Consider the following 7,206-nt stretch of genomic DNA (forward strand, 5'->3'; position numbering starts at 1 on the left):
ATTTATTGTGGGAGATGAAATTACAGGTAACCATTATGATGTCTCTCATGTAACGGATTTTATTATCAGCAACGATTCTGATTATCATCAAAAAACTTTTGCATCAAACCTTAGAGATTATAGGATAATAAAATGGTACTTGCAGGTAAATGTAACGGTTGACAATGGTTATAATTTTTCGGATATTGAAGCTCCTTCGTATATTATTTCACAAAAAAAATTGTCCTTGGATAATTATAGTGAAATTTACAGTTATAGGTCATATCATCTTTATTACTTAAACTGATTGTTTAGTTAAAATTTAAATTTATTTAAGAAATTATCTTCAAAAAATATTATAATAATATAATCTTAATAATTATATAATTGTGTTAATATCCGTAAAGATATAAAATAAAGATAGGTTGGGGACTTATGAATATTTTAATTTCAAATGATGATGGTGTTTTTGCACCGGGAATATTAGCCGCAAAGCAGGCCGTTGAGGATTTGGGCAACGTTTATGTTGTAGCTCCAGATAGAAATAACAGCAGTGTTGGTCGAAGATTGACCTTGTTTAAACATTTAAAAATTGTTTCCTGCAAACTTGAGGATGGAAGTTCTGCTTATTCTGTTTCAGGCAGTCCTGCAGATTCAGTTGTTGTCGGTGCTGATTACGTAATGGATGAAAAACCGGATTTGGTCATTTCTGGAATAAATCAGGGAGTAAATGTAAGTTGTGATATTACATCTTCAGGAACGGTTTGTGCTGCCCTTGAAGCGGTCAGCTTGGGAATTCCTGCTATTGCCGTTTCACTGTTTGTAGACCCTAAAACAGCTTATAAACAGGATGAAAATGGTGAATGGTATGTTGATTATGATTTTACCCTTACAAAAAAGGTATTGCATGATTTGGTTTTGAAAATAAAAAATGAAGGATTTCCGGAAGGTGTGGACTTATTCAATTTAAATGTTCCGTCAAATTATGAGTCAGAAGACGTTAAAATAACACATTTGTCACATAAGATGCTTAATAAAAAAGTAATTGACAATACAAATGAGGAAAAAAGAGACATATTTAACCATCATTTAAAGGAAAATCAAAACAGTGATGATTTAATCATGATTGTATCTAATTTGGTTAAGGAATATGAAAAAGGCAGTGACGGATATGCATTGCTCGTTGAAAAACGACCAAGCCTAACTCCTCTTAAAGCCAACATGACATTTAAGGAATTGGATGGCTGGTAAATTTTTTAGGAATATATCAAAAAAATATTATCAATATAAACAGAGTATTGGTTCATTAAACATAGGTTAAATCATTGAACATGGCAAATTAATCATGGCATATATGAGATGCATCATGCTTTAGTTTAAATCATATATCCTAGTAAATTAGGTATATATGTAATAAAATATAAAAAATTAAATAATAATTTTTTTAATTGCCATGTAATTTTTTAATGTTTATCAAATATTTTAATGATTTTTATGAATTTAAAAAATAAGCTTTTAATAATCTCTATTGCAATCATGTTAATTTCGGTGATTGGTGTTTGCGCAGCTAATTATCAAAATGACAAAACTATTTTGGCAAATCAAACTGATGGATTCGGCTGCTGTTCCATTATCCTACAGGAAGATGGTGCTGACAGCATCATGACTTTCAGGCGAGATTCAAATGTAACTGCTGATATTAAAATAGAAAATATCGATTGGCATGGAATTCCTGCCATTAAACAGTATAAGACCGATGGAAAGTATTTTTCTCATGTAATCATCACTAAAGATGGTTGGATGATTGGATTTGGAGGTATTGATGATGGTATTGACAGTGAAAAATGTGAAAATATCTCCTTTGAAATGATTAACGATGACTACACCATTTCTAAAGAAAAATTGGAAGAGATTCAAAGCATTAAAAAACCTTATGGCAGAGGACATTTCATCATTAAGGCGCCAAATGGAAATTATGGATTTGCTACTGTGGATATGGTCAAGACTGGCCAGCTGCAACCCGGACAATATATTTCCCTTCCAAACGACTATTCCCTGTCAAGGGCAGGCAATCTTTCTTTAGGCAGTGATGATAAAATTAAGGATATGGTTGAATTGGCACAATCAGACAAATACGGGCTTGACAGAAGGGATATAATAACTTATGATTTCCATTCAGGAGATGATACATATGTTGATATATATGTTTCCAATGAGGACGGATCCCTTTTAGGCGTTAACTATACTGGCTGTGTTGATGATGTTTACATTAATGGAAATCTAACTAAAGCCGAGGATATTCCTATTGCTCCGGCATATAAAAGTCTTGATACCTTGAAATTTTCCAACGATGATTCACATTTGGGCATTATTATCGGCTGCATTGTCTTTATTGGAGCAATATCATATGGGGCATCCAAGTTTGTGAGATATGTCAGGCATAAAAGATAATTTTCCATCTTTTTTTACATGGGGTTATTTATTGATTTTTCTTTTTCAAATTTAAATTGAAAACGATAGAAAAAGACTTTAAATTTAATATTATTTTTTTAAATCTTTTTATTTTTTATTTATTTAATTAATATTTCTTTATTTTATTTTTTAAGATGTAAGTGAGCACTTGCATTCGAAAAGCTTTATATAATGCCTTTTTCATATAATTATTTGTGCAGTGAAATGCTATTATTTCACAACTCAATTCAATTATAACAAAGGTGATACTTATGGATTTCAACAAAAAATTATTAACTTTACTTGCAATTTTTTGCTTAATTGTGTCTGCAGGTGTTGTTTGCGCTGCAGATCAAGACGGATACGCTGGAAGCAACTACGATATGGCTGAAGCTGACGGATTAGAACCTGGTAACGGTTTACCTCTCGAAAACCAAACTGGCTACGTACCTTTAGACGCTGACGGAAACCCAATTTTAAATGCAACAGGAAACGCAACAGGCAATGCAACACAAAATGTTACAGCAAACGTTACAGCAAATGTAACAAATAATGCAACCCATAATGTTACCGCAGCTCACAAAATGCCTGTAACCGGTAACCCAATCATTGCATTATTAGCAGTAACCGGAATCATCGGCGGTTACGCAGTACTCAGAAGAAACAACTAAAATTTAAAAATTGACCTTTTTATTCAAAAAGCATGATTCAAAATCATGCTTTCTTTCCTCCCTATTTTTCAAAATCAATTTTTAAACACTTGACTTTTTATTTATTGTTTAATTAAAAAATAAGTTGAATAAATAGAAAAATTCACTCTTTGTTTTTTTCTCTATAACCAATAAGTAGTGCTAAAAATATAATAATGGCTAATGCAATGAAGTATTCAATGTGAGGATAAGCTTGCTTAGCTACAGAATCTTTTTCATTTAACTCATAAGCATTCTTGTTTTCCCCAGCAGATGTTAAATCTCCAACAGCACTATCCTCAATAAGCATATCCTGTAAAGTTTGTGAAGTGTTTGCGATAGTTTGGGAAGCATTTGTAATTGTTTGTGTGATGTTTTCAATGGTTTGGACAATATCTGTGATGGTATTGTTGTCTAAAATCACGTCACTTTTGTTATTGGAGTTTATAGGAATTAAGTTTTCATCCGGCACATCATTATTAACATCTTCTTCAGTGTTTTGATTTTGATTGTCATCTTCGCTATTTGGAAGTTTTGGATGAATTAAATCATCATATTTGTCCATTAAACTCATATCCAATTCATCTAATAGATTAGATTTAATTGTTGAAGATATTTCCCTATATTTGGTTCTAATATTATTATTAGGATCAATTAGAGATGAATCATTCGGGTCTTCATCTCCCCAATCGTTGCCGTCAAAGTATGTATATAACAGTTTGGAATTTCTCCATTTTACAAAAATTTCCTTTCCAAGACGGGAGGTATTGTTTGTAATTAAATTATTTTTGACTTTAATTACTGCAGGATTATCGTTCATTGGTTCCTGGATGTAAAATGATCCTCCTGTTCTTTTTCCAGTATTGTTTACGATAATGGAGTCTGTAAGATTAAGGTTTCCTGAAACCATTATTGCACCGCCGTTAGTGCCTGCAGTATTGTTTAGGAATATACATCTCTCAATGTTTGATCCGCCAACCCAACTGTAGTATGCACCGCCCCATTCTTTTGCATAATTAAACATGAAAATGCAGTCTTGAACATTTGCATAACCCTCAACGCTTACTCTAAAAGCACCACCGTCACGACGAGCGGAATTGTTTATAAAAACAGAGTTATAGATGTCTGAGTTTGCATAAGTGGTTGCAACTGCCCCTCCATCTTGGTCGGCATGGTTATTCATAAAAAATGAATTGTTAACAAATAGGTAACCTTTATTTTCCAAAGTTCCGAAATTCGCGATTGCACCTGCATTGGTGTCACTCAGAGCCGTATTGTTGATGAAATTGCAGCTGTCCACAAATACGTTCCCGGTTACCATTGAAATAGCGCCGCCAAAGGAATCGGTCAAACCATTAATGAATGTAATGTTGTTGAATGTAGCGTAAACCGCTGGACTTTCCACATGGAAAATGGTGCCTTTCTTTTCACCGTCAATTGTTATGTCTCTTGCGTTTCCATTTCCCTGAAATGTGATGTTTTTAGTCAAATTGATGTCATGAACCTTATAGGTTCCAGGCTTTAAAAGGATAACGTCATTGACAGCACAATCATAGATTATCTGCTTTAAGTCTTGATTTGGAGTAACTACTATTTGATTTCCATCAGTGAGTTCCAGTTGGTTTTCATCGAAGGTCAGGACATTATCATCGATTTCAGTCGCGCTTATTGCAGAAATATTTGCTAAAATAAAAATTAGTGACAGTATTATGAACAATCTTTTCATATTTCGATAAATCTTCCTCACCTCCTTTGATTAACTTATATTTATGGTTATATTTAATCAATATGATATATTTTACTCATCGATATATATAAAATTGTGTCTAGAAACATATCAGAAAATGAGTTGCACAATATTTCCTTTGCAAAAAAAGAATTGGGGTTATCACCTAACTTATTAAAAAAATATGAAAAATAAGGGATTTAATTGTATTAATCAACCTCTTTAAATTAGCAGTAATTTCGTTTTAAAATTTTATATACTTTTAAAGATAAAAATAAGTTACAATGAAAAAAATAACTAAAGTTTTATTGGCTATATTTATTTTACTTATTATTCTTGTTGTAATTGCAACTTTTGCACATCCTGAAGAACAGCAAGAAATTGAAATTTTGGATAATTATACTACAATACTTGGAAGTAACTCCAACGGTACTGTTTATAAAATTGTATGCGGCAATAATTCATCCGATGATACTGCAATCGTGATATTGGGCGTTCATAGTCTTGAAGGAGGCATTCATAATGCTACAAACGAGTCAATTATTAATTTTACCAAAAACAATGAACTTAACAGAAAGTATATTGTATACTTCATTAAACTCAATTATAATGATAGCGGATTGAATACTAGTGATTATAATACAAATAGGCATATGGGTGAAATGCTGGCTAATAAATTTGTTGTTCCTGATATTGAGAAATATAATCCTTATCTTGTTATTGATATCCATGAAATGGAAAGCTATTGGGAATATCAGAAATATGTTGGCGTTATGGATAACGAATCCGACCTTGAAATGGAATATGCATATAGGATAGCTAATAATTTGAGTTATCCGATATTGACAATCAATGCAGGTACTTCACCAGAATGGGTAACAATACCAATCGAGAAAAATGATCATACTGTAATCCTTTTTGAAACTCCTCAAAAGAATAGCCAATACAATAAAACACTAGTTGCAAGAGACTTGATTAAGACTATTGATACCTTGCCAATTTATTATTAATGTTAACTTTTGATTAAAAAAGAAATGCAATAAAAAAATAATAAAGGTTTTAAATTGAAATGTTAATTTTCAATTTTTCATAAAGAAAGATAAGAATAAATTAGGATAAAATCTACTAATTTATTCTTAAAGGCATATTAATCAGTTTAACATGTTTGAATCAACTTCTTTGACGATTTCGCCAGTTGGGCTGATTAAAACTAATTTAACATAGTAATCATCACTATTTATATGGAAACTAAAGTAGTCTGTTCCGGAAGAACCTACACATCCAGGATGGTCTTCAACAAATTTGCTTTCTCCAATGTCAACGCCGTAGGTTTCTGGGCTAACTTCCCAGTGGTATCCGGTACCCGCATTACTTGGTACTGTCATAGTAAAATCGTTATTGCTGTCAGGTATTACATTTAAGTTACTGACGCCATTATTTGCATCAATATCCGCTGCTGAAATACAGCTGATACCAACAAACAATGATAAAGCCACTAATGATATTAGTGCTATTTGTATTTTTGTATCAAAATTTGTTTTCATATTTTGACCTCCAAATTTTTTGTACTACTGCATCGATGAAGTAGTACTTACTATTGATGTTAAGACATTTGATATATAAATTTTTTGGATAACCTAAATTAATTTTATGCTCTTCTATGATTATTTATCATTTTAAAAAGTAATATTTTTTTTAATAATTATAAATTAACTATTATTTTTTAATTTAAAGTAAATATTTATATTAAAACACTGAATAAATTAATTTGGTTGGTTTTTTTGAAATTATGCAAAATCGATTTAGAATGCCTATTTTTTTAATTATCGCTCGTTTTGTTTTTCTTTGGTGATTTATAATGCAAGTAAGCACTTACATTCGCAAATCTTTATATATAGTTTTAAATAATCTATATTTATGAGCAGCTTACTGTTCATGAAAGAAGTTCAGAGGAAGGATTCAATGAATTTGCATTAGCTTTTAATCTTCCAAAAATCGATTTGCATTTTTGAAGATTAATCGTGGTATTTTTTATATTATCACTAACTCATCATTATTCATGGATTTTAAATGAACATGAGCTCTTAATAAACAAAATGGAAATTAAATATTTCCTAATAATTATGAGGTATTAAATATGAAAAAAATTCTATCAATTTCAATATTGGCGTTATTTTTAATATTTGGTATCAGCTGCGTTTCAGCAGCAGATCCTGACTCAAATTGTATTCAAGAAATTAATTTAGGTTCTGGTATTGGTGGTGGAGAATATACTCCTTTTTATGCTGATTTAGAGTCTGGTATTGGTGGTGGAGAATATACTCCTTTTTATGCTGATTTAGAGTCTGGTATTGGTGGTGG

Annotated in this window: 8 protein-coding genes; 6 read left to right on the plus strand and 2 right to left on the minus strand. The window is 31.3% G+C overall.

What is annotated here, in order from left to right; genetic code table 11:
* From IJI93_RS08615 to IJI93_RS08630, 4 genes are all read left to right on the plus strand, one after another.
* On the plus strand, positions 1-286 hold a 286-nt coding region (locus IJI93_RS08615), incomplete at its 5' end, for a hypothetical protein (protein ID WP_292822139.1).
* 128 nt (positions 287-414) lie between these two features.
* Positions 415-1,230, plus strand: a complete 816-nt coding sequence (gene surE / locus IJI93_RS08620) for a 5'/3'-nucleotidase SurE (protein WP_292822141.1) — start codon at positions 415-417, stop codon at positions 1,228-1,230.
* A gap of 243 nt (positions 1,231-1,473) precedes the next feature.
* The gene (locus tag IJI93_RS08625; RefSeq protein ID WP_292822143.1) at positions 1,474-2,430 is read left to right on the plus strand and encodes a hypothetical protein; all 957 of its coding nucleotides are present in this window, start codon (positions 1,474-1,476) and stop codon (positions 2,428-2,430) included.
* A 272-nt stretch (positions 2,431-2,702) separates the two neighbouring features.
* Positions 2,703-3,101, plus strand: coding sequence for a hypothetical protein (locus IJI93_RS08630; RefSeq protein WP_292822145.1), 399 nt, complete (start codon positions 2,703-2,705; stop codon positions 3,099-3,101).
* Positions 3,102-3,243: 142 nt separating this feature from the next.
* Here IJI93_RS08630 and IJI93_RS08635 read toward each other — a convergent pair whose 3' ends face one another.
* Positions 3,244-4,845 (minus strand): hypothetical protein, encoded by a 1,602-nt coding sequence (locus tag IJI93_RS08635; RefSeq protein WP_292822147.1) that lies wholly within the window; start codon positions 4,843-4,845, stop codon positions 3,244-3,246.
* A gap of 284 nt (positions 4,846-5,129) precedes the next feature.
* Between IJI93_RS08635 and IJI93_RS08640 the strand changes: the two genes are divergently transcribed.
* On the plus strand, positions 5,130-5,855 hold the full coding sequence (locus tag IJI93_RS08640) for a hypothetical protein (RefSeq protein WP_292822149.1): 726 nt from the start codon (positions 5,130-5,132) through the stop codon (positions 5,853-5,855).
* Between the two features lie 141 nt (positions 5,856-5,996).
* On the opposite strand, the gene IJI93_RS08645 is transcribed toward IJI93_RS08640, so the two are convergent.
* The gene (locus IJI93_RS08645) at positions 5,997-6,389 is read right to left on the minus strand and encodes a protease inhibitor I42 family protein (protein WP_292822151.1); all 393 of its coding nucleotides are present in this window, start codon (positions 6,387-6,389) and stop codon (positions 5,997-5,999) included.
* Positions 6,390-6,982: 593 nt separating this feature from the next.
* Here IJI93_RS08645 and IJI93_RS08650 point away from each other — a divergent pair.
* A partial coding sequence (locus IJI93_RS08650) for a hypothetical protein (RefSeq protein ID WP_292822153.1) occupies positions 6,983-7,206 on the plus strand: 224 nt, incomplete at its 3' end.

The organism is Methanobrevibacter sp. (assembly GCF_017431965.1).
Classification (GTDB): Archaea; Methanobacteriota; Methanobacteria; order Methanobacteriales; family Methanobacteriaceae; genus Methanocatella.